Origin of the sequence: Streptococcus mitis (assembly GCF_000722755.1) — a bacterium.
GTDB lineage: Bacteria > Bacillota > Bacilli > Lactobacillales > Streptococcaceae > Streptococcus > Streptococcus mitis_CM.
The window spans coordinates 108,234-130,137 of the sequence record NZ_JPFY01000011.1; the positions used below are offsets into that span (position 1 = coordinate 108,234).

The 21,904-nt window shown below is 41.2% G+C and carries 17 protein-coding genes, 2 tRNA genes and 3 rRNA genes; 20 read left to right on the forward strand and 2 right to left on the reverse strand.

Features of this window, described 5'->3' with window-relative positions:
- The first annotated feature begins 11 nt into the window (after positions 1-11).
- The 14 genes from SK578_RS10220 (at position 12) to SK578_RS02290 (ending at position 13,822) form a co-directional block, all read left to right on the forward strand.
- On the forward strand, positions 12-1,532 hold the full coding sequence (locus tag SK578_RS10220) for an AAA family ATPase (protein ID WP_050491232.1): 1,521 nt from the start codon (positions 12-14) through the stop codon (positions 1,530-1,532).
- Position 1,533: 1 nt separating this feature from the next.
- A complete protein-coding gene (locus SK578_RS02230) occupies positions 1,534-2,619 on the forward strand; it encodes a hypothetical protein (RefSeq protein ID WP_161683518.1) in 1,086 nt (361 codons plus the stop codon).
- 62 nt (positions 2,620-2,681) lie between these two features.
- A complete protein-coding gene (locus SK578_RS02235) occupies positions 2,682-3,902 on the forward strand; it encodes a DNA cytosine methyltransferase (protein ID WP_042750231.1) in 1,221 nt (406 codons plus the stop codon).
- Between the two features lie 70 nt (positions 3,903-3,972).
- Positions 3,973-5,550 (forward strand): hypothetical protein, encoded by a 1,578-nt coding sequence (locus SK578_RS10935; RefSeq protein WP_042750232.1) that lies wholly within the window; start codon positions 3,973-3,975, stop codon positions 5,548-5,550.
- A 131-nt stretch (positions 5,551-5,681) separates the two neighbouring features.
- Positions 5,682-6,269 (forward strand): DNA-directed RNA polymerase subunit delta, encoded by a 588-nt coding sequence (gene rpoE, locus SK578_RS02245; RefSeq protein WP_042750234.1) that lies wholly within the window; start codon positions 5,682-5,684, stop codon positions 6,267-6,269.
- 340 nt (positions 6,270-6,609) lie between these two features.
- Entirely contained in the window at positions 6,610-8,217 is a 1,608-nt protein-coding gene (locus tag SK578_RS02250; RefSeq protein ID WP_042750236.1) for a CTP synthase, read from the forward strand.
- A gap of 91 nt (positions 8,218-8,308) precedes the next feature.
- Entirely contained in the window at positions 8,309-8,608 is a 300-nt protein-coding gene (locus SK578_RS02255; RefSeq protein WP_001013974.1) for a DUF4651 domain-containing protein, read from the forward strand.
- A complete protein-coding gene (locus SK578_RS02260; RefSeq protein WP_000615777.1) occupies positions 8,605-8,922 on the forward strand; it encodes a thioredoxin family protein in 318 nt (105 codons plus the stop codon). The genes SK578_RS02255 and SK578_RS02260 overlap by 4 nt, the downstream gene beginning before the upstream one ends.
- A gap of 15 nt (positions 8,923-8,937) precedes the next feature.
- Positions 8,938-9,564, forward strand: a complete 627-nt coding sequence (ytpR, locus tag SK578_RS02265) for a YtpR family tRNA-binding protein (protein WP_042750238.1) — start codon at positions 8,938-8,940, stop codon at positions 9,562-9,564.
- A 41-nt stretch (positions 9,565-9,605) separates the two neighbouring features.
- Positions 9,606-10,367, forward strand: coding sequence for an SDR family NAD(P)-dependent oxidoreductase (locus SK578_RS02270; RefSeq protein WP_042750239.1), 762 nt, complete (start codon positions 9,606-9,608; stop codon positions 10,365-10,367).
- Between the two features lie 76 nt (positions 10,368-10,443).
- The gene (locus SK578_RS02275) at positions 10,444-10,839 is read left to right on the forward strand and encodes a single-stranded DNA-binding protein (RefSeq protein ID WP_042750240.1); all 396 of its coding nucleotides are present in this window, start codon (positions 10,444-10,446) and stop codon (positions 10,837-10,839) included.
- Positions 10,840-10,994: 155 nt separating this feature from the next.
- Positions 10,995-11,279 (forward strand): co-chaperone GroES, encoded by a 285-nt coding sequence (gene groES / locus SK578_RS02280; protein ID WP_000917332.1) that lies wholly within the window; start codon positions 10,995-10,997, stop codon positions 11,277-11,279.
- 15 nt (positions 11,280-11,294) lie between these two features.
- Complete coding sequence (gene groL, locus SK578_RS02285; protein ID WP_042750241.1) at positions 11,295-12,917, forward strand: chaperonin GroEL; 1,623 nt, start codon at positions 11,295-11,297, stop codon at positions 12,915-12,917.
- Positions 12,918-13,054: 137 nt separating this feature from the next.
- Positions 13,055-13,822, forward strand: coding sequence for an epoxyqueuosine reductase QueH (locus SK578_RS02290; protein ID WP_000567567.1), 768 nt, complete (start codon positions 13,055-13,057; stop codon positions 13,820-13,822).
- 69 nt (positions 13,823-13,891) lie between these two features.
- Here SK578_RS02290 and ntdP read toward each other — a convergent pair whose 3' ends face one another.
- Both ntdP and recX read right to left on the reverse strand, forming a co-directional pair.
- Entirely contained in the window at positions 13,892-14,425 is a 534-nt protein-coding gene (ntdP, locus tag SK578_RS02295) for a nucleoside tri-diphosphate phosphatase (RefSeq protein WP_000775316.1), read from the reverse strand.
- Between the two features lie 88 nt (positions 14,426-14,513).
- Entirely contained in the window at positions 14,514-15,290 is a 777-nt protein-coding gene (gene recX, locus SK578_RS02300) for a recombination regulator RecX (RefSeq protein ID WP_042750243.1), read from the reverse strand.
- Between the two features lie 37 nt (positions 15,291-15,327).
- Between recX and rlmD the strand changes: the two genes are divergently transcribed.
- The 6 genes from rlmD to rrf all read left to right on the forward strand — a co-directional run.
- Positions 15,328-16,683 (forward strand): 23S rRNA (uracil(1939)-C(5))-methyltransferase RlmD, encoded by a 1,356-nt coding sequence (rlmD, locus tag SK578_RS02305; protein ID WP_042750245.1) that lies wholly within the window; start codon positions 15,328-15,330, stop codon positions 16,681-16,683.
- A 59-nt stretch (positions 16,684-16,742) separates the two neighbouring features.
- Positions 16,743-16,814: transfer RNA gene (locus tag SK578_RS02310), tRNA-Glu, on the forward strand.
- Between the two features lie 241 nt (positions 16,815-17,055).
- A 16S ribosomal RNA gene (locus SK578_RS02315) occupies positions 17,056-18,601 on the forward strand.
- A gap of 51 nt (positions 18,602-18,652) precedes the next feature.
- A tRNA-Ala gene (locus SK578_RS02320) sits at positions 18,653-18,725 on the forward strand.
- 124 nt (positions 18,726-18,849) lie between these two features.
- Positions 18,850-21,751: ribosomal RNA gene (locus SK578_RS02325) — 23S ribosomal RNA — on the forward strand.
- Between the two features lie 76 nt (positions 21,752-21,827).
- Positions 21,828-21,904, forward strand: a 5S ribosomal RNA gene (rrf, locus tag SK578_RS02330); the annotation flags it as partial.

Genomic DNA, 21,904 nt, shown 5'->3' on the forward strand with positions numbered 1-21,904 from the left:
GGAGTGGATATATGGATTCGATTAGACTTAAGAATTTAAGAAGCCTTGTAGATACTGGGGATTTGGAAATTAAACCATTAAATATTATTTTGGGCTCTAATAGCTCGGGTAAAAGTACTTTTCTACGCTTTTTTCCTTTATTAAAACAAACTATTAATAGAAAGATTCGAGGTGTTTTATTTTGGAGCGGTTATGATCAAAATGACGTAGATTTTGGTGATTTTGAAACTGCGCTCAATAATCAAGAGGGAAACGATAAAATGGAATTTTCATTTTCATTTAACATTACTAGAAATGAACTATCACGATTTTCTCGTTTTTATAAATTAAAGATACAAGATTATTGGTTAGAAATACCTAAATTCAGGAAGACAACTATTTCTATTTGTTTAGAAAAAAATAATGGTGATGGATTAGAGGCAATTTCAAGAGTAATTGTTCCTATATTTGGTGAAGATATAACGATCAATGTTTCAAATAAGAAAATTAATATCGGTGATAGAGAATATAGATTACTTGCTTCAGATAATGTATTTTTATATAGATTAGATAGTATTTTTCATCTTAATAATCTACTTGATTCAGAAGAGATTATTAAGAAAGAATTAAGAACAATAATTAAAGAAATAGACAGTGATGATTTACCGACATATATAGAATATAATGACATTCTTAAAAAAGATTTAGTAAAGTTATTTATAATAGACCATGAATTTAATGAAGAGTTTGAAATTACAAAAGTTAAGAAATTATCAAAAAACGAGTTATTAATTTATAAAGATATGCTAATGATTAAATTTTTAGAGATGATTTTAAAAATTTCTGATAACTATATCACGTCTTATTTTAATAATTCTATTTACATTGCTCCTCTTAGAGCTACTGCTGAAAGATATTATAGGTTAAGAAATTTATCAATTGAAGAAGTAGACTCTAGTGGTGGGAATCTTGTTGACTTTTTGTATAATCTTGATAATGAAATGTTTCAACAATTTCAAAAATGGACAAATGAATTTTTAGGCTTCCAAGTAGAAAAAGATGTAATAGGTTACGATGGTATTAATAAAGGATATGTGTCTATTTATATTAGAAAAAGTGGAGATCAAGACCGTTATAACCTGTCTGACACTGGATTTGGCTATAGTCAAATCCTTCCAATTGTAACTCAACTTTGGTTTATTGCTAATAATCCGAAGAAAGGAGTTTATTTGTCGAGATACCCTACTACAATTATTATTGAACAGCCAGAGCTTCATTTACATCCAAAACTACAAAGTAAGCTGATTTCAGCGATATGTAGTTTGGCTAATCGTAATTTCCGATTTATTATTGAAACTCACAGTGAAACAATTATTAACAAAATTGGAGACTTAATCTACAATAAAAAAATAGGAAACGAAGATGTAAACATACAAATTTTTTCAAAGAGGAATGGGAAAATGGAAACAATCGTTGAGTCCGCGTCATATGATAAGGAAGGGTTTCTTGAAAACTGGCCTATTGGATTCTTTGATGAGGGGAATTATCTCTAAAATGATATTTGAAATTCATAAAAGTTGTCTGCATTTATTAACAGAGGAAGACCCAGACGTATGTTCTATGCTAAATAGTTTAGCGACAAATAGGAGAAAAGGATTAAACGTAATTATTGCAGATCGTGATGTGCTAGATTACTTAAAAAACTGTACACTTCTTGAGGTTAATGCTCGTAGGTTATTTGGTGATCTGAGAAGAAAAATCCTTGAAACAAAAGAATTTAAAAAAGTTGTAAGTAGATACTATACAATTGTTGCTAATAATGGTATCGAATGTGATAATTCTCATATTATTACAGTATCAGATATTCTTAAAAAAGAGTTTTTATCGAAGACACAACTTATAGTTGAAGATTTAACCGATTTTAAATTTTATCACTATATTGGACTCTATTTTGCTTCTAAAAATAGAATAAATTGTCACCTTTCGTTTGATATGGCCCCCGGAGGTGGACGAAATTCTGCTGGTTTATTTGATGGGTTAATTAATCAAGAAAACAGATTATTACTTGGTATATTTGATGGCGACCAAAAATATCCCGGGGATAAAATAGGTGATACGTTAAAAGCTGTACTGGAGAAAATAGACTCAAAAGATAGAAAGTTTTTTGAATGTATTTCATTAGCTGAGCAGGGTGTCCACGAAGCTGAGAACTTAATTCCATTAAAACTCATTGAAGAAATATATGATAGTAGAGAAACTTATGCACAAAATACTATAAAGTTTTTAAGTAGATTGTATGAAGAAAGATTAGATTTGTATTTTTACTTTGATATGAAAGAGGGTATCTATCGAGGAAATAAAACATATAATGATAACTATTATGCTTGTTGGAAAGATTGTGTTGAATCATTTAAAGTAAGCGAAAATATAGAAAGCTTACATATTTCCAAGGTTATTATTAGTCAAGGTGGTTTATTGGAAAAAGTTATTGAATACCTTTCTAAGAAAAGTTTAGAGAGTGGTGAAGATTTAAGTTTTATATTTGAAAAATTTGTAATAAATACATTTATTGATTCAAAATGGACTGAGCTTGGAAAGGAAATTTTTACATGGGGTTGTGTTGGTAGAAGGATTCCATAATGTTGATTTTTATATAAACCGTCATAATATTTAGTTATTTATTTTAGAAAGCAGGTAACTACATGACAAATTCTGTAAGTTCGAACCGGCCTGAGAAGTACAACATTGCAGCCTTCTTCTCAGGTGTTGGGGGAATTGAGTTGGGATTTGAACAGACCAACGAGTTCAGAGTGGTGTATGCCAATGAGTTTGATAAGTATGCGCGTCAGACTTATCAGTTAAACCATCCAGATACCTATTTAGATGGTCGTGATATTCACGATGTTCAGCCAGAGGACATTCCAGCTGAGCGCGTGGATGTGATTATGGGAGGTTTCCCTTGTCAGGCCTTTAGTATTGCGGGTTATCGCAAGGGATTTGATGATGATCGTGGCGATCTTTTCTTCGAATTGCTTCGCATGATTGAGGGATGCAAACCTCGCGCTATTTTCATTGAAAATGTCAAGAACATGGTCGGTCATGATCACGGCAATACCTTCAAGGTTATTCGTGAAGCCTTGACCGAGAACAACTACTTTATCAAGTGGAAGGTTCTCAACGGAAAAGACTACGGAAATATTCCACAAAACCGTGAGCGTATCTACATTGTTGGCTTTAATACCAAGGAAGCTTATGACTTGTTTGAATTCCCAGAGGAAATCAAGCTCACGACTTCTCTTCAGGATGTGATTAACTTCGGCGATAAGCTAGAGGAGGTCTACTACTACCGTGAAGGCAAGCAAAATTTCTACGATCAGTTGAAATTTGAAGTCACCAGCCAAGATACGGTCTACCAGTGGCGCCGTCAGTATGTCCGTGAAAATAAAAACGGTGTTGTTCCAACCCTAACAGCAAATATGGGAACAGGTGGACACAATGTTCCATTGATTCTGACAGACAGTGGCGAGATTCGGAAGTTGACTCCCAAAGAAACCTTTAATGTTCAAGGCTATCCTAAATCCTTTAAAATTCCAGAAGGCGTTTCTAACGGTCAGCTCTACAAACAAGCTGGGAATAGCGTGGTCGTTCCTGTGATTAAACGCATCGCGGAAAATGTTGCTAAGGCCTTAAACGAAAGCCAAGGGCAATCTCAACTGGATCGCTCAGGAAAATTCGCTATTATCTACACCAAGATGAATGGACAATTTGAAGGGCAATCCTATGTCAAGGACTTTGTAGATAGCTATGATCAAGCTCTTGAAAAAATCAAATCTTATGATGATGGTTTAGCCCTTCTGTCTGGTGAAGATTACTTAAAATTGGTAAAAAAACGAGGAAATCTTGAATTTTACAGTATTAATTAACGAATATATAAGAGGATTAGTGAAAAACTAATCTTCTTTTGATATACTGAAAATAGAAAAGAGGGTGCTTATGTGGGAATATCTAAAGTCTGAACAAAAAGAAAAATACAAAACCTTAATTACCAACTTCGCTAGCTTGAGCCAAGCTTTCTCTCAAAAGGCTGAGTCCGAAGATGAGGGACAAACAGAGAATTATGTTGCTCCGATTGTTAATTCTAAATTTCAAGAAACAGTCTTCCAGAAGGCTTTTAATGCGATTGGAGAAGATATTGCCAATACCTCTTATGATGCCTCTGTCGTAGTGGATGAAAATCATAAATACCTAGTGGGTATCAAGTCTTTTGGGATTAATTCGGGAGACCAAAAAATCTCTCAGTTTAAGAAGGATTCTCAAGATTGGACGGACTTGTTGGGTGATATTAAATTCCATGCAGATATCTCAGCAGATAAAGAAACAGCAGACAAGAAAAATTATCAACGATATGAAGAGTTAGCACGAAAGATTGCGACTTTGAGAAATCAGAGAATCGAATCTTCTAAGGCACAAATCAAGGGATTTAGTTCTGACTCAGTCAATGTTGAAGCTGTTTATCACGTTTTGATGCCGACACCAAAGGGAGAAAATCCTAAGATTTTTGTTGGTGAGACTACTTATTTGCCAGTCGATATTGATAATCTGGTCATTGAAGGTTCAACCACCAAAAACAATCCAACTAATTTTCGATTTACGGATGGACAACATCATTACAAGTATACAGCAGCTGACAGCCAGCTCCACATGACTTTTAACAATAAAGACATTGTAGTAGATACTTGGGACGTTCACTACATCGAAGATCCTTTTTCTCTCTTTGAAAACCTTCATTTACTGACAGCTGAAAAGGATAAAACTGATATCTTAGAGACAGTGTCTTGGGCTATCACAGATAAACATGGAAATGTGGAAGAAAACTCAGGTTTCAATGCCTTTAACGGTGGTTCAAAATTAGCCAAAAAAGATCGCTTGCCACGGATTTTAAAGATTCAGGATAAATTTAAGGACTATCTGGCTCCAGAAGAACTAGCTTTTGTGACTTTCTCCTTAGAAGAAATTCTATTGAAAAAATGGATCAGTAAGGAAGAAAAAGCTCAGATGAAAGCTATTCGTGAGGACTTGATTCACTTTGTCCACAATACTGGTAATAAAAAACTCATCAAAGAGATTGAACAACTGGTTTATCGTCCAGTTAGTGAAGTCTACATTCCTCTGCCTGACTCTAAGAACTTCCATGATGAAAGGCAAGACTTCTTTGGTTCTGGATTTGGGGCTTTTGAACCTGGCACTAAAAAACTAGCTCTACCAAAAGAGGAAAGAACTTTTAAACTACGCTTTTTATCTTCTGGTGATGTAATTAACGCTTATATAAACCAAGAAGCAGGTAAGGCGATTCAGTCAATCGATAAGCAAGAAATCCTTGGAAATTGGATCTTACGAGGTGTTTTCCAGTTGAAAGAACGAGAAGTCTTGACAGGTCAACGACTCAATGAACTGGAAATCAACGGTATTCGTTTGACTAAGTTTAAAAATAGGGAAATCGGTATTGAATTTATCTGGATTGATACTGAAAATCCACCAAGCGATGCCATCGGCTGGGTAGCAAAGAAATAAAAAGTCCTGTCACTTTCTCCCCCTTAACCTTTGACTATTCTGCAAAATTATCGTAAAATAAAGAGTAAATGATAAAATGAGGTCAGAGTCTGTTTGCTCTGACGATAGTAGTATAAATGAGGAGAAACGCTTTGGAATTAGAAGTATTTGCTGGGCAAGAAAAAAGTGAACTATCTATGATTGAGGTAGCGCGTGCTATCTTGGAACTTCGTGGTCGCGATCATGAGATGCATTTTAGCGATCTTGTAAACGAAATTCAAAACTACCTTGGAACATCAAACAGCGATATCCGCGAAGCTTTGCCTTTGTTCTACACAGAGTTGAACTTTGACGGTAGCTTCATCTCACTTGGAGACAATAAATGGGGTCTTCGTTCATGGTATGGTGTGGACGAAATCGACGAAGAAATCATCGCTCTTGAGGAAAATGACGATGATGAAGTAGCACCAAAAGCTAAGAAGAAACGTGTCAATGCCTTCATGGATGGCGATTCAGATGCTATTGACTACAATGCGGATGATCCAGAAGACGAAGATGCATACGAAGCAGATCCAGCTCTTTCATACGATGATGAAAATCCAGATGATGAGAAAAATGAAGTGGAAGCTTACGATGCAGAAATCAACGAAATCGCCCCAGATGACTTGGGTGAAGACGTGGATCTCAACGAAGAAGACGATGAGTTTTCAGACGATGATTCTGAAAACGTCGAGGAATAAAAGTTAGCTATTGACAATTATCCTATTTTTAGGTATCATATTGTTCGGGCACCTCTTTTAGAGGTCGGGGCTCCCTAGTTCTTAGGGAGCTATTTTTGTTTTTTCAAGAAGTTATATTCTTGTATTTTATACTCAATGAAAATCAAAAAGCAAACTAGGAAGCTAGCCGCAGGCTGTACTTGAGTACGGCAAGGCGACGCTGACGCGGTTTGAAGAGATTTTTGAAGAGTATTAGTTGTGAATCTGGCGCAGTCGTCCCAGATTATCTTATTAGTAGGGTCTTGTTTCCTATGTCCCCTCGTAGTTAACAAGGCCTTGAGCATTTTAGAAAGAGGAATCTATGTCTACGAAATATATTTTTGTAACTGGCGGTGTGGTATCGTCTATTGGGAAAGGGATTGTGGCAGCAAGTCTAGGCCGTCTCTTGAAAAATCGTGGTCTCAAAGTAACGATTCAAAAGTTTGACCCTTATATCAATATCGATCCGGGAACCATGAGTCCTTACCAGCACGGAGAAGTCTTTGTGACAGATGATGGGGCTGAGACAGATTTGGACTTGGGTCACTATGAACGTTTCATCGATATCAATCTCAACAAATATTCCAACGTGACTACTGGTAAAATTTACAGTGAAGTTCTGCGTAAAGAACGCCGTGGAGAATACCTTGGGGCAACTGTTCAGGTTATTCCTCATATCACAGATGCTTTGAAAGAGAAAATCAAGCGTGCCGCTGTAACGACCGACTCTGATGTCATTATCACAGAAGTTGGTGGAACAGTAGGAGATATCGAGTCCTTACCATTCCTAGAGGCTCTTCGTCAGATGAAGGCAGATGTGGGTGCAGATAATGTTATGTACATCCATACAACTTTGCTTCCATACCTCAAGGCTGCTGGTGAAATGAAGACCAAACCAACTCAACACTCTGTAAAAGAATTGCGTGGACTGGGAATCCAACCAAATATGTTGGTTATTCGTACAGAAGAGCCAGCTGGTCAAGGAATTAAAAACAAACTAGCCCAGTTCTGTGATGTGGCACCAGAAGCCGTTATCGAATCGTTGGATGTTGAACACCTTTACCAAATTCCATTGAACTTGCAGGCGCAAGGTATGGACCAAATTGTCTGTGACCATTTGAAATTAGACGCACCAGTAGCGGATATGACAGAATGGTCAGCTATGGTGGACAAGGTCATGAACCTCAAGAAACAAGTTAAAATTTCCCTTGTCGGTAAGTATGTTGAGTTGCAAGATGCCTACATTTCTGTGGTTGAAGCCTTGAAACACTCTGGTTATGCCAACGACGCAGAAGTGAAAATCAATTGGATCAATGCCAATGATGTGACAGCAGAGAATGTGGAAGAGCTTTTGTCTGATGCGGACGGAATCATCGTACCAGGTGGTTTTGGTCAACGTGGTACTGAAGGCAAAATCCAAGCCATCCGCTATGCGCGTGAAAATGATGTTCCAATGTTGGGAGTCTGCTTGGGCATGCAGTTGACTTGTATCGAGTTTGCTCGTCATGTTTTGGGGCTTGAAGGTGCCAATTCTGCAGAGCTTGCACCAGAAACAAAATACCCTATCATTGATATCATGCGTGATCAGATTGATGTTGAGGATATGGGTGGAACCCTTCGTTTGGGACTTTATCCATCTAAGTTGAAACGTGGCTCTAAGGCTGCGGCTGCTTATCACAATCAAGAAGTGGTGCAACGCCGTCACCGTCACCGTTATGAGTTTAACAATGCCTTCCGTGAGCAGTTTGAGGCAGCAGGCTTTGTCTTCTCAGGAGTTTCTCCAGACAATCGCTTGGTCGAAATTGTGGAAATTCCTGAAAATAAATTTTTTGTAGCGTGTCAGTATCACCCTGAACTTTCAAGTCGTCCAAACCGTCCAGAAGAACTCTACACTGCCTTTGTCACTGCAGCAGTTGAGAACAGCAATTAGCAAAATCAGAACCTTTGAGAACAATCTCAGAGGTTTTTAACTTGCTTTTCTGCTGCTTCCTCATTTGTCCTAAAGCCTTTTTTGTGTTAAAATGAATGGTATGAAAGCTAAAAAAATGTGGATGGCAGGTCTGGCTCTGCTTGGTATTGGAAGCCTTGCCCTTGCTACGAAAAAAGTTGCAGATGACCGTAAGCTCATGAAGACTCAGGAAGAGTTGACAGAGATTGTGCGAGACCATTTTTCAGACATGGGGGAAATTGCGACCCTCTATGTTCAAGTTTATGAAAGTAGTCTGGAGAGCTTGGTCGGAGGGGTCATTTTTGAGGATGGCCGTCATTATACCTTTGTCTATGAAAATGAAGACCTGGTCTATGAGGAGGAAGTTTTATGATACAACCAGCAAGTTTAGAAGAATTGGCATCTTTAGTAGAAAAAGATGGTAAGAAGGTCTTCCTTTTTGTGGCGGACTGGTGTGGCGATTGTCGTTATATTTATCCTGCTTTACCAGAAATTGAGGAGACCAATCCAGAGTTCACCTTTATTCGAGTGGATCGAGATCAGTATATGGATCTAGCTAAACTCTGGGATGTTTACGGAATTCCTAGCCTTGTTGTTCTAGAAAAAGACAAGGAAATTGGTCGTTTTGTTAATCGCGACCGTAAAAGCAAGCAACAAATTAACGACTTTTTAGCAGGACTGAAATAGGAGAAAAAGGAAACAATGATTTTTACATATAACAAAGAACATGTCGGTGATGTCCTTATGGTCATCGTGAAAAATAGCGGAGATGCCAAACTAGATGTGGAGCGCAAAGGCAAGGTAGCTCGTGTTTTCCTCAAAGATAATGGGGAAACAGTGGCATGGAATATTTTCGAAGTTTCAAGTTTGTTTGAAATTGCAGAGCGCGGTCAAGTCTTTTTATCAGATGAACAAGTAGCTCGTTTGAACCAAGAGTTGCAGGCGGAAGGTTTTACAGAAGAAATTGTTAATGATAAGGAACCAAAGTTTGTTGTTGGTGAAATTATCGAGATGGTAGCTCACCCAGATAGTGACCACCTCAACATCTGCCAAGTTGCAGTCGCAAGTGACAAGACAGTGCAAATCGTTGCAGGGGCTCCTAATGCGCGTGTCGGGTTGAAAACCATTGTAGCTCTTCCCGGAGCAATGATGCCTAAAGGCAATCTTATTTTCCCAGGTGAGCTTCGTGGCGAAAAGAGTTTTGGCATGATGTGTAGCCCTCGTGAATTGCATTTGCCAAATGCTCCGCAAAAACGTGGTGTGATTGAATTGTCAGAAAATGAAATTGTTGGTACACCATTCGACCCAGCTAAACACTGGACTGCCTAGGAACTTGTCAGTATCTGATAGACCAGCTAGAAGGAAATAAGATGGCAAAAAATGTTGTGATTACAGGAGCGACATCAGGTATTGGTGAAGCAATTGCGCGTGCTTATCTGGAGCAGGGTGAGAATGTCGTTCTAACAGGACGACGGACAGATAGACTAGAAGCTCTTAAGTCGGAGTTTGCAGAAGTCTTTCCAAATCAAACAGTTTGGACCTTTCCACTAGATGTGACGGATATGACCATGGTCAAGACTGTCTGCTCCAATATTCTAGAAACGATAGGTCAGATTGACATCCTAGTCAATAACGCAGGCCTGGCTCTTGGCTTGGCTCCATATCAAGACTATGAAGAGTTGGATATGCTGACCATGTTGGATACCAATGTCAAGGGTTTGATGGCAGTTACTCGCTGTTTCTTGCCAGCAATGGTAAAAGCCAATCAAGGACATATCATCAATATGGGCTCAACCGCAGGAATTTATGCCTATGCAGGTGCAGCAGTTTATTCAGCCACCAAGGCTGCAGTTAAGACTTTTTCAGATGGTCTGCGAATTGATACCATCGCAAGTGATATCAAGGTGACGACCATTCAGCCTGGCATTGTCGAAACAGATTTCTCAACGATACGTTTTCATGGAGACAAAGAGCGAGCTGAGGCGGTCTATCAGGGAATCGAAGCCTTGCAAGCTCAGGATATTGCAGACACAGTGGTTTATGTGACCAGTCAACCTCGTCGTGTGCAGATTACAGATATGACCATTATGGCTAATCAACAGGCGACAGGTTTCATGGTTCATAAAAAGTAAAAAATTTTCTCGAAAAGTTACAAATTTCTGTAACTTTTTTTGATTTCCTGCGAATAGATAAGTAGGAGGAAAAAATATGTATAATAAAGTTATCTTGATTGGGCGTTTGACGTCTACACCAGAATTGCACAAAACCAGCAATGATAAGTCAGTAGCACGAGCAGCTATCGCTGTCAACCGTCGTTACAAAGACCAAAACGGTGAACGTGAAGCTGATTTTGTCAATATGGTTCTATGGGGCAGACTAGCAGAAAGCTTGGCAAGCTATGCAACTAAAGGTAGTCTCATTTCCGTTGATGGAGAATTACGTACCCGTCGTTTTGAGAAAAATGGTCAGATGAACTATGTGACCGAAGTACTTGTTACAGGATTCCAACTCTTGGAAAGTCGTGCTCAACGTGCCATGCGTGAAAATAATGCAGGTCAAGATTTGTCGGATTTGGTTTTGGAAGAGGAGGAATTGCCATTTTAAACATTAAAAAGTCTGAGTTGCTCTCAGGCTTTTTATCTTGAGAAAGTCAGACTTTTTCCTTGACTATTTCTGACCAAGTGATACAATAGAACTATGATTTAGCACTCAGATATAAAGAGTGCTAATAATATGTAGTTCATCATGGAGGAAAACAGATGTTGAAACCATTAGGAGACCGTGTGGTCTTGAAAATCGAAGAAAAAGAACAAACTGTTGGAGGCTTTGTCCTTGCAGGTTCAGCCCAAGAGAAAACAAAAACAGCCCAAGTTGTAGCTACTGGACAAGGTGTTCGTACCTTGAACGGTGACTTGGTGGCTCCAAGTGTCAAGGTTGGAGATCGTGTCTTAGTTGAAGCTCACGCAGGTCTTGATGTCAAAGATGGCGATGAAAAGTACATCATCGTAGGGGAAGCTAACATCTTGGCAATCATTGAAGAATAGAAGGAGAAAGTAAGTATGTCAAAAGAAATTAAATTTTCATCTGACGCTCGTTCAGCTATGGTCCGTGGTGTCGATATCCTTGCAGACACTGTTAAAGTAACCTTGGGACCAAAAGGCCGCAATGTTGTTCTTGAAAAATCATTCGGTTCACCACTCATCACCAATGACGGTGTAACTATTGCCAAAGAAATCGAATTGGAAGACCATTTTGAAAATATGGGTGCCAAATTGGTATCAGAAGTAGCTTCAAAAACCAATGATATTGCAGGTGATGGGACTACAACTGCAACTGTTTTGACCCAAGCAATTGTCCGTGAAGGAATCAAAAACGTCACAGCAGGTGCCAACCCAATCGGCATTCGTCGTGGGATTGAAACAGCAGTTGCTGCAGCAGTTGAAGCCTTGAAAAACAACGCCATCCCTGTTGCCAATAAAGAAGCTATCGCTCAGGTTGCTGCCGTATCTTCTCGTTCTGAAAAAGTCGGTGAATACATTTCTGAAGCCATGGAAAAAGTTGGTAAAGACGGAGTCATCACCATTGAAGAGTCACGTGGTATGGAAACAGAGCTTGAAGTCGTAGAAGGAATGCAGTTTGACCGTGGTTACCTTTCACAGTACATGGTGACAGATAGCGAAAAAATGGTGGCTGACCTTGAAAATCCATACATTTTGATTACTGATAAGAAGATTTCAAATATCCAAGAAATTTTGCCACTCCTAGAAAGTATTCTCCAAAGCAATCGTCCACTCTTGATTATTGCGGATGATGTTGATGGCGAAGCTCTTCCAACTCTTGTTTTGAACAAGATTCGTGGAACCTTCAACGTAGTAGCCGTTAAGGCACCTGGTTTTGGTGACCGTCGCAAAGCTATGCTCGAAGATATCGCCATCTTAACAGGCGGAACAGTTATCACAGAAGACCTAGGTCTTGAGTTGAAAGATGCGACAATTGAAGCTCTTGGTCAAGCAGCGAGAGTAACTGTGGACAAAGATAGCACGGTTATCGTAGAAGGTGCTGGAAATCCTGAAGCGATTTCTCACCGTGTTGCAGTTATCAAGTCTCAAATCGAAACCACAACTTCTGAATTTGACCGTGAAAAATTGCAAGAGCGATTGGCGAAATTGTCAGGTGGTGTAGCGGTTATTAAGGTCGGAGCCGCAACTGAAACTGAGTTGAAAGAAATGAAACTCCGCATTGAAGACGCCCTCAACGCTACTCGTGCAGCCGTGGAAGAAGGAATTGTTGCTGGTGGTGGAACAGCCCTTGTAAATGTTATCCCAGCTGTGGCTGATTTGAAATTGACAGGAGACGAAGCAACGGGTCGCAATATTGTTCTCCGTGCTTTGGAAGAACCTGTTCGTCAGATTGCCCACAATGCAGGATTTGAAGGATCTATCGTTATCGATCGTTTGAAAAATGCAGAGCTTGGTACAGGTTTCAACGCAGCAACTGGTGACTGGGTCAACATGATTGATCAAGGTATCATTGACCCAGTTAAAGTGAGTCGTTCAGCTCTACAAAATGCAGCATCTGTAGCTAGTTTGATTTTGACAACAGAAGCAGTCGTAGCCAATAAACCAGAACCAGTGGCCCCAGCTCCAGCAATGGATCCAAGTATGATGGGTGGCATGATGTAAGCTTTCTATAGAAAACAACTTATAAAAAACACAAAAGGAGGGAATGTCTATTCCTCCTTTTTATGATATTCACTTCTAAATAGATTTGAGCTCTCCTAACTTATATGATAAAATAAGATTAGAAAAAGGAGAAAAACATGATCGATGTAGAAGAAATTCTGAGCAAGATGAACCCCAATCAGAAGATTAATTATGACCGTGTCATGCAGAAGATGGTACAAGTATGGGAGAAAAATGAGCAACGGCCAACTATTCTCATGCATGTTTGCTGTGCCCCTTGCAGTACCTATACCCTCGAATATTTGACTAAGTATGCAGATGTGACCATCTATTTTGCCAATTCTAATATCCATCCCAAGGCAGAATACCATAAGCGTGCCTATGTGACTAAAAAGTTTGTCAGTGATTTCAATGAGCGGACAGGAAATACGGTCCAGTATCTAGAAGCTCCCTACGAACCAAATGAATATCGTAAGTTAGTCAGAGGACTGGAAGAAGAGCCAGAAGGTGGCGACCGTTGCAAGGTTTGCTTTGACTACCGCCTGGATAAGACAGCACAAGTGGCTATGGATTTGGGCTTTGACTACTTTGGCTCAGCCTTGACCATCAGTCCTCATAAGAACTCTCAAACCATTAACAGCATCGGAATCGATGTGCAAAAGATTTATACTACTCACTATCTTCCAAGTGATTTCAAGAAAAATCAAGGATACAAACGTTCAGTAGAGATGTGTGAAGAGTATGACATCTACCGTCAATGTTATTGTGGATGCGTCTATGCAGCTCAGGCGCAGAACATTGACCTGGTTCAGGTTAAGAAGGACGCAACGGCTTTCTTGCTGGATAAGGATGTTGAAAAAGACTATTCCCATATCAAATTTACAGTTACAAAATTAGATATATAGAGACCAATCCAGCTGAAAAGCTGGGTTTTTCAAATAAAAAACCAGGGCTTTCACCCTAGTTTGACAACTTTACCGATTCTTTAGTTCTACATAGCGCTTGTACCAAATGTTTACATAGGCTTCTGAGAAAGGACCTCGTCCATTGTTAATCCAATCAACAAGAATTTTGACATGTTCTTTTAAAATATAGTCCAAGTCATCAGAATAATTCATTTTGCGTTTGTGACGCTCATACTCCTCAACGTCCAAGAGACGTTTTTCCCCATCTGTAAAAATTTTAACATCCAAATCGTAATCAATATACTTCAGTGCTTCTTCATCCAGATAGTAGGGGCTAGCCATATTGCAATAGTAGGAAATTCCATTATCACGAATCATGGCAATGATATTAAACCAATATTTCTTGTGAAAGTAAACAATAGCCGGTTCTCGAGTGACCCAACGACGACCATCACTTTCGGTAACCAGTGTATGATCGTTGACACCAATAATGGCGTTTTCTGTTGTTTTTAGTACCATGGTGTCCCGCCAAGTTCGGTGGAGACTCCCATCATGCTTATAACTTTGAATTGTAATAAAGTCGCCTTCTTTTGGAAGTTTCATAACTAACCAACTTTCTACAATTTATAAGTTTATCGTTTACTATTGTACCATAAAATTACCTAAAATCTGTGAATTTTACATGAAAATATTAAAGATATTCTCTGAGAGCGCTTGCTATATCCGAAAAATCGTAGCCCTTTCGTGTTAAAACTTGGGTTAAACGCTGTTTAAGTTCGTATCCTTCATATTTTCGGGAATACTTGGCATATTGCTTATCGAGTTCCTTGAAGATGAGTTCCTGAGTCGTTTCTTGGTCAACTTGACTATCCAATTCGTCAAAGGCACTTTTAGCATCAGAATAGGAAAAACCCTTGTTGGTCAGATTTTGGATAATCTTATCTTGTAAGGCACGAGCTGGAAGTTTTCCTTCATATTTTTTCAATAGTTTATTAGCTACACGTTGAGCAACTTCCGAAAAATCAAATTCTTTCAAGGTCTCCTCTATAGTAGATTTTGAAATCCCCTTTTGTACTAGTTTCTGAGTCAGTACATAAGGTCCCTTGTCTCCTGAAAGTTGATTAGCATTGATGATAGCATAAGCGTAATGGCCATCATTAATCCAATTATCTTCTTTAAGATTAGCAATGACTTGGGAAGCTATGTCTTCATCAATATCGTATTTTTTCAGATATTCTCTGACCTCTTTTTCAGTACGTGCTTTAAAGGATAGGTGGTAGAGGGCTAGATTCTTACCGTAAGAAAATTTGGCAAAGTCCTGAATCTCTTTCAATTCTTCTTGGCTTATCACCTTATCTCTTGATAACATAAAACGAACAATTGTATCTTCAGTAATGTAGCATTTGTCGCCATTATCAAGCTCCATCAGATAGAGTCTTTTTTTCTTTTCAAGTTTTGTGATTTTCATAGTTCTATTATAACTCAAAATGTGATAAGATAGGGGTATGAATCTGAAAGTGAAACAAAAAATACCATTAAAAATCAAGCGCATGGGAATTAATGGTGAAGGAATCGGTTTTTACCAAAAAACATTAGTTTTTGTACCTGGAGCTTTAAAAGGAGAAGATATCTATTGTCAGATTACTTCTATTAAACGCAACTTTGTTGAAGCAAAATTATTAAAAGTTAACAAGAAGTCTAAATTTCGAGTTGTACCAGCTTGTACTATTTACAATGAATGCGGAGGCTGCCAAATCATGCATCTGCATTATGATAAGCAGCTAGAGTTCAAGACGGACTTACTTCATCAAGCACTGAAAAAATTTGCTCCTGCAGGATATGAAAACTATGAAATCCGTCCAACTATTGGAATGCAGGAACCAAAGTACTACCGTGCCAAGTTACAATTTCAGACTCGAAAATTTAAAAATCAGGTCAAGGCGGGCTTATATGCACAAAACTCTCACTATTTAGTAGAGTTGAAAGACTGCCTGGTACAAGACAAGGAAACCCAAGTGATTGCTAATCGTCTAGCAGAATTACTTACTTATCACCAGATTCCAATCACGGATGAGAGAAAAGTTCTAGGTGTTAGAACTATAATGGTCCGACGAGCAAGAAAGACTAGACAGGTTCAGATTATTATTGTTACAAATCGTCAGCTTAATTTAACCCAACTAGTGAAAGACTTAGTTAAAGATTTTCCAGAAGTTGTGACAGTAGCTGTGAATACAAATACAGCTAAAACCAGTGAAATTTATGGTGAAAAGACAGAGATTATCTGGGGACAAGAGAGTATTCAAGAAGGTGTACTCGATTATGAATTTTCACTATCTCCTCGAGCTTTTTATCAACTAAATCCTGAACAAACAGAAGTTCTTTATAACGAGGCGGTAAAAGCCTTGGATGTTAATAAAGAAGACCATTTGATTGACGCTTATTGTGGAGTTGGAACGATTGGTTTTGCCTTTGCAAAGAAAGTAAAAACACTCAGAGGTATGGATATTATTCCAGAAGCTATTGAAGATGCCAAGCGAAATGCTAAAAGAATGGGATTTGACAATACTCATTATGAAGCTGGAACGGCAGAAGAGATTATTCCTCGCTGGTATAAGGAAGGTTACCGAGCAGATGCTCTGATTGTGGATCCACCACGTACAGGTCTGGATGATAAGTTATTAGATACTATTCTTACCTATGTACCAGAAAAAATGGTCTATATTTCTTGCAATGTTTCGACCTTGGCTCGTGATTTGGTAAGGTTAGTAGAAGTCTATGATATCCATTATATCCAGTCGGTCGATATGTTCCCGCACACCGCTCGAACGGAAGCAGTTGTAAAATTAATTAAAAAAAGATAAAAAAAGTAGTTGACAAAGTATGAAAAGTCTGTATAATAGTAAGAGTTGAAAATAACTCAGGTCCGTTGGTCAAGGGGTTAAGACACCGCCTTTTCACGGCGGTAACACGGGTTCGAATCCCGTACGGACTATGGTATGTTGCGGGTGGAACACTTGATGAAAAAAGATTAAAAAAGTTTCAAAAAAGTGTTGACAAGAAAAAGCAGCTGTGATATACTAATATAGTTGTCACTTGAGAGAAGCGAGTGACAAAGACCTTTGAAAACTGAACAAGACGAACCAATGTGCAGGGCACTACAACTAAGATTGTAGTACTGAACAATGAAAAAACAATAAATCTGTCAGTGACAGAAATGAGTGAGAACTCAAACTTTTAATGAGAGTTTGATCCTGGCTCAGGACGAACGCTGGCGGCGTGCCTAATACATGCAAGTAGAACGCTGAAGGAGGAGCTTGCTTCTCTGGATGAGTTGCGAACGGGTGAGTAACGCGTAGGTAACCTGCCTGGTAGCGGGGGATAACTATTGGAAACGATAGCTAATACCGCATAATAGTAGATGTTGCATGACATTTACTTAAAAGGTGCAATTGCATCACTACCAGATGGACCTGCGTTGTATTAGCTAGTTGGTGGGGTAACGGCTCACCAAGGCGACGATACATAGCCGACCTGAGAGGGTGATCGGCCACACTGGGACTGAGACACGGCCCAGACTCCTACGGGAGGCAGCAGTAGGGAATCTTCGGCAATGGACGGAAGTCTGACCGAGCAACGCCGCGTGAGTGAAGAAGGTTTTCGGATCGTAAAGCTCTGTTGTAAGAGAAGAACGAGTGTGAGAGTGGAAAGTTCACACTGTGACGGTATCTTACCAGAAAGGGACGGCTAACTACGTGCCAGCAGCCGCGGTAATACGTAGGTCCCGAGCGTTGTCCGGATTTATTGGGCGTAAAGCGAGCGCAGGCGGTTAGATAAGTCTGAAGTTAAAGGCTGTGGCTTAACCATAGTACGCTTTGGAAACTGTTTAACTTGAGTGCAAGAGGGGAGAGTGGAATTCCATGTGTAGCGGTGAAATGCGTAGATATATGGAGGAACACCGGTGGCGAAAGCGGCTCTCTGGCTTGTAACTGACGCTGAGGCTCGAAAGCGTGGGGAGCAAACAGGATTAGATACCCTGGTAGTCCACGCCGTAAACGATGAGTGCTAGGTGTTAGACCCTTTCCGGGGTTTAGTGCCGTAGCTAACGCATTAAGCACTCCGCCTGGGGAGTACGACCGCAAGGTTGAAACTCAAAGGAATTGACGGGGGCCCGCACAAGCGGTGGAGCATGTGGTTTAATTCGAAGCAACGCGAAGAACCTTACCAGGTCTTGACATCCCTCTGACCGCTCTAGAGATAGAGCTTTCCTTCGGGACAGAGGTGACAGGTGGTGCATGGTTGTCGTCAGCTCGTGTCGTGAGATGTTGGGTTAAGTCCCGCAACGAGCGCAACCCCTATTGTTAGTTGCCATCATTCAGTTGGGCACTCTAGCGAGACTGCCGGTAATAAACCGGAGGAAGGTGGGGATGACGTCAAATCATCATGCCCCTTATGACCTGGGCTACACACGTGCTACAATGGCTGGTACAACGAGTCGCAAGCCGGTGACGGCAAGCTAATCTCTTAAAGCCAGTCTCAGTTCGGATTGTAGGCTGCAACTCGCCTACATGAAGTCGGAATCGCTAGTAATCGCGGATCAGCACGCCGCGGTGAATACGTTCCCGGGCCTTGTACACACCGCCCGTCACACCACGAGGGTTTGTAACACCCGAAGTCGGTGAGGTAACCGTAAGGAGCCAGCCGCCTAAGGTGGGATAGATGATTGGGGTGAAGTCGTAACAAGGTAGCCGTATCGGAAGGTGCGGCTGGATCACCTCCTTTCTAAGGATAAGGAACTGCGCATTGGTCTTGTTTAGTCTTGAGAGGTCTTGTGGGGCCTTAGCTCAGCTGGGAGAGCGCCTGCTTTGCACGCAGGAGGTCAGCGGTTCGATCCCGCTAGGCTCCATTGGTGAGAGATCACCAAGTAATGCACATTGAAAATTGAATATCTATATCAAATAGTAACAAGAAAATAAACCGAAAACGCTGTAGTATTAATAAGAGTTTATGACTGAAAGGTCAAAAAATAAGGTTAAGTTAATAAGGGCGCACGGTGGATGCCTTGGCACTAGGAGCCGAAGAAGGACGTGACAAACGACGATATGCCTTGGGTAGCTGTAAGTGAGCGATGATCCAGGGATTTCCGAATGGGGGAACCCAACAGGTACTACCTGTTACCCGCATCTGTTAAGGATGTGAGGAGGAAGACGCAGTGAACTGAAACATCTAAGTAGCTGCAGGAAGAGAAAGCAAAAGCGATTGCCTTAGTAGCGGCGAGCGAAACGGCAGGAGGGCAAACCGAAGAGTTTACTCTTCGGGGTTGTAGGACTGCAATGTGGACTCAAGGATTATAGAAGAATGATTTGGGAAGATCAGCCAAAGAGAGTAATAGCCTCGTATTTAAAATAGTCTTTGTACCTAGCAGTATCCTGAGTACGGCGGGACACGTGAAATCCCGTCGGAATCTGGGAGGACCATCTCCCAACCCTAAATACTCCCTAGTGACCGATAGTGAACCAGTACCGTGAGGGAAAGGTGAAAAGCACCCCGGGAGGGGAGTGAAATAGAACCTGAAACCGTGTGCCTACAACAAGTTCGAGCCCGTTAATGGGTGAGAGCGTGCCTTTTGTAGAATGAACCGGCGAGTTACGTTATGATGCGAGGTTAAGTTGAAGAGACGGAGCCGTAGGGAAACCGAGTCTGAGTAGGGCGCCTTAGTATCATGACGTAGACCCGAAACCATGTGACCTACCCATGAGCAGGTTGAAGGTGCGGTAAGACGCACTGGAGGACCGAACCAGGGCACGTTGAAAAGTGCTTGGATGACTTGTGGGTAGCGGAGAAATTCCAAACGAACTTGGAGATAGCTGGTTCTCTCCGAAATAGCTTTAGGGCTAGCGTCGACTATTAAGATTCTTGGAGGTAGAGCACTGTTTGGGTGAGGGGTCCATCCCGGATTACCAATCTCAGATAAACTCCGAATGCCAATGAATTATGGTCGGCAGTCAGACTGCGAGTGCTAAGATCCGTAGTCGAAAGGGAAACAGCCCAGACCACCAGCTAAGGTCCCAAAATAATTGTTAAGTGGAAAAGGATGTGGGGTTGCACAGACAACTAGGATGTTAGCTTAGAAGCAGCTATTCATTCAAAGAGTGCGTAATAGCTCACTAGTCGAGTGACCCTGCGCCGAAAATGTACCGGGGCTAAAACAATTTACCGAAGCTGTGGATACCTTTATAGGTATGGTAGGAGAGCGTTCTATGTGTGATGAAGGTGTACCGTGAGGAGTGCTGGAACGCATAGAAGTGAGAATGCCGGTATGAGTAGCGAAAGACAGGTGAGAATCCTGTCCACCGTAAGACTAAGGTTTCCAGGGGAAGGCTCGTCCGCCCTGGGTTAGTCGGGACCTAAGGAGAGACCGAAAGGTGTATCCGATGGACAACAGGTTGATATTCCTGTACTAGAGTATGTAGTGATGGAGGGACGCAGTAGGCTAACTAAAGCAGACGATTGGAAGAGTCTGTCTAAGCAGTGAGGTGTGATATGAGTCAAATGCTTATATCTGTAACATTGAGCTGTGATGGGGAGCGAAGTTTAGTAGCGAAGTTAGTGACGTCACACTGCCAAGAAAAGCTTCTAGCGTTTAAACATACTCTACCCGTACCGCAAACCGACACAGGTAGTCGAGGCGAGTAGCCTCAGGTGAGCGAGAGAACTCTCGTTAAGGAACTCGGCAAAATGACCCCGTAACTTCGGGAGAAGGGGTGCTGACTTTACGTCAGCCGCAGTGAATAGGCCCAAGCAACTGTTTATCAAAAACACAGCTCTCTGCTAAATCGTAAGATGATGTATAGGGGGTGACGCCTGCCCGGTGCTGGAAGGTTAAGAGGAGTGCTTAGCGTAAGCGAAGGTATGAATTGAAGCCCCAGTAAACGGCGGCCGTAACTATAACGGTCCTAAGGTAGCGAAATTCCTTGTCGGGTAAGTTCCGACCCGCACGAAAGGCGTAATGATTTGGGCACTGTCTCAACGAGAGACTCGGTGAAATTTTAGTACCTGTGAAGATGCAGGTTACCCGCGACAGGACGGAAAGACCCCATGGAGCTTTACTGCAGTTTGATATTGAGTGTCTGTACCACATGTACAGGATAGGTAGGAGTCTAAGAGATCGGGACGCCAGTTTCGAAGGAGACGTTGTTGGGATACTACCCTTGTGTTATGGCCACTCTAACCCGGATAGGTGATCCCTATCGGAGACAGTGTCTGACGGGCAGTTTGACTGGGGCGGTCGCCTCCTAAAAGGTAACGGAGGCGCCCAAAGGTTCCCTCAGAATGGTTGGAAATCATTCGCAGAGTGTAAAGGTATAAGGGAGCTTGACTGCGAGAGCTACAACTCGAGCAGGGACGAAAGTCGGGCTTAGTGATCCGGTGGTTCCGTATGGAAGGGCCATCGCTCAACGGATAAAAGCTACCCTGGGGATAACAGGCTTATCTCCCCCAAGAGTTCACATCGACGGGGAGGTTTGGCACCTCGATGTCGGCTCGTCGCATCCTGGGGCTGTAGTCGGTCCCAAGGGTTGGGCTGTTCGCCCATTAAAGCGGCACGCGAGCTGGGTTCAGAACGTCGTGAGACAGTTCGGTCCCTATCCGTCGCGGGCGTAGGAAATTTGAGAGGATCTGCTCCTAGTACGAGAGGACCAGAGTGGACTTACCGCTGGTGTACCAGTTGTCTTGCCAAAGGCATCGCTGGGTAGCTATGTAGGGAAGGGATAAACGCTGAAAGCATCTAAGTGTGAAACCCACCTCAAGATGAGATTTCCCATGATTTTATATCAGTAAGAGCCCTGAGAGATGATCAGGTAGATAGGTTAGAAGTGGAAGTGTGGCGACACATGTAGCGGACTAATACTAATAGCTCGAGGACTTATCCAAAGTAACTGAGAATATGAAAGCGAGAGGTTTTCTTGGTTTGAATAGATATTCAATTTTGAGTAGGTATTACTCAGAGTTAAGTGACGATAGCCTAGGAGATACACCTGTACCCATGCCGAACACAGAAGTTAAGCCCTAGAACGCCGGAAGTAG